Origin of the sequence: Microcoleus sp. OTE_8_concoct_300 (assembly GCF_031383065.1) — a bacterium.
Taxonomy (GTDB): domain Bacteria; phylum Cyanobacteriota; class Cyanobacteriia; order Cyanobacteriales; family Microcoleaceae; genus Microcoleus.
Window position 1 is genome coordinate 1 of sequence record NZ_JANMZH010000700.1, and the last position, 1,796, is coordinate 1,796.

A 1,796-nucleotide genomic window follows, 5' to 3' on the forward strand; every position below is an offset into this window, starting at 1 on the left:
GGAAGAACTCGGAGAAACAACTAGAAGTCAATTTGTGACGATTCATGATACTCATTGGGGCATTGAAAACTTTCACAGAGCAATCAAACAAGTTTGTGGAATTTGTCGTTTCATGGTGAGAAATACCAATGCAATCAAAACTCATATATTTTGTTCACTTCAAGCATTTGTTAAATTGGAGTTGATGCGGTCTGAAAAGATAATTAGCAATTGGTATCAAGTACAAAGAAATATGTTCACTTTAGTTATACGTGAGCATATTTTTGCGAACCTTCAGAGTGATGCTATGGCCGAGAGTACATAAGACATCTCCAAAAACAGTTAAAGCCTTTGTGTAACTAGGCTGTAAGACGTAAATGCAATCATCATAAATTAGCGACTCTGTACGCTCTAATAAGGCTTTGAGATATTTATTGTTGATAATTAAGCCAAAATATCTAGTTATGTGTGTTGATTTTAACCTGATGATGTAGCAGATATTTCTCATTGTAATATTAGCGCTCTAATTCGCAACCTTACTATTCCACAAATCGTCAAAACTACTTCCTCATATTTCTGGGGATTTAACCTAAATCTTTCTTGGAGAACTCGAAATATTTTGAGGGAGCGAATTCGATGTTCAACAAAGATTCTTTTGCCAGAAAATGCTTTGTTTTGTTCTTCTTCTTCAGTTGTTAATTCTCGATTCTTGGGTTTCTTCATAGGAGTTGTCATTAAAGCTTCTCCAACGTAAGCTTTATCTCCCTTGAATTTTTGTTGAGGGTCAAACTGTGAGCGTTCTTCTCGGAATAAAGTTATATCGCTTTTCGGTCCAGGTTTAAGTGCCACAACATCAACGATATCTCTACCATCTGGCATGACAATTATTTGACTTTTAAATGTATGATTTTTCTTCTTGCCTGAAAAATATTTTTCTTGTTCATCTTGAGCTCCAGGTCTTTCTCTGACTTGTTCGTAGGTATCTACTATTAATTCATATTCTGTGAGTATTTCCTTGACCATTTCATAGTCAGCAGCGTTTTTTTTTACTTGCTCAAGTAAGCTACATGGTAGCAATTCTCGCAATTGAGGCAACCAATAATTAAACGTATCATTAGCTGTAGACTCACTTACTCCAAACTGGATGCCCAGAAGTTGAAAGGTTGTCATATGCCTCAGATAGACCAACGTTAAAATTATTTGTTCCCGCATAGATAATTTTGATTTACGCCCGCCTCCACTAGCAATAATTCTAATTTTCTTTGATTCTAGTAAAGCTTGTTTTTCATGATGTAATCGTTCCGCGTTTTGAATTAATTGTTGTAGTTGTTCATAATCCAAGCCAATTAATCGCTGTGTTTCTTGAGGATGCTCTTCAATATGATTTAGTATGTCGCTCATGTTTCTGTGTTAAAAAAGCTTTATGATGTTATTTTACCACGAATGTTACTATTTTGGAGATGTCTATTACTCAGCGTTACCGTTCCGTCAAAAATGAACAGTCCGCCTCCCATACCGGCCGCCCCGCCACCGCCACCGAAGCCATTTCCGCCTTGGGCTCGTCCCCCCGTGATGGTGAGGTTAGATAAAGTGACACCTCCAGACTTGATAAAGAAGGGACGAACATCCCCGCTATCATTTGTGCCGTTATTATTGACATCCCCACTGACACGAAACCCACCGCCATTAATTACAATATTGCTGTCAATGGCGATGGTGGGAGCTGCGGTAAACCGGACATTATTTGCCAAAGTAATAGTGTCATCGCCGGTGGCGGTATTTGCCTGATTAATTGCCCAGCTTAGGGTGTTAGCTAT

At 38.3% G+C, this 1,796-nt stretch carries 3 protein-coding genes; 1 reads left to right on the plus strand and 2 read right to left on the minus strand.

What is annotated here, in order from left to right:
• A partial coding sequence (locus ACUVJL_RS31585; RefSeq protein WP_445249443.1) for a transposase occupies positions 1 to 304 on the plus strand: 304 nt, incomplete at its 5' end.
• A gap of 179 nt (positions 305 to 483) precedes the next feature.
• On the opposite strand, the gene ACUVJL_RS31590 is transcribed toward ACUVJL_RS31585, so the two are convergent.
• Together ACUVJL_RS31590 and ACUVJL_RS31595 are read right to left on the minus strand one after the other, a co-directional pair.
• Positions 484 to 1,380 carry a transposase gene (locus ACUVJL_RS31590; protein WP_445249444.1) on the minus strand — a complete coding sequence of 299 codons (897 nt, stop codon included), beginning with the start codon at positions 1,378 to 1,380 and terminating at the stop codon, positions 484 to 486.
• Positions 1,381 to 1,400: 20 nt separating this feature from the next.
• Positions 1,401 to 1,796, minus strand: a 396-nt coding sequence (locus ACUVJL_RS31595) for a hypothetical protein (protein ID WP_445249445.1), incomplete at its 5' end; no start/stop codon positions are given.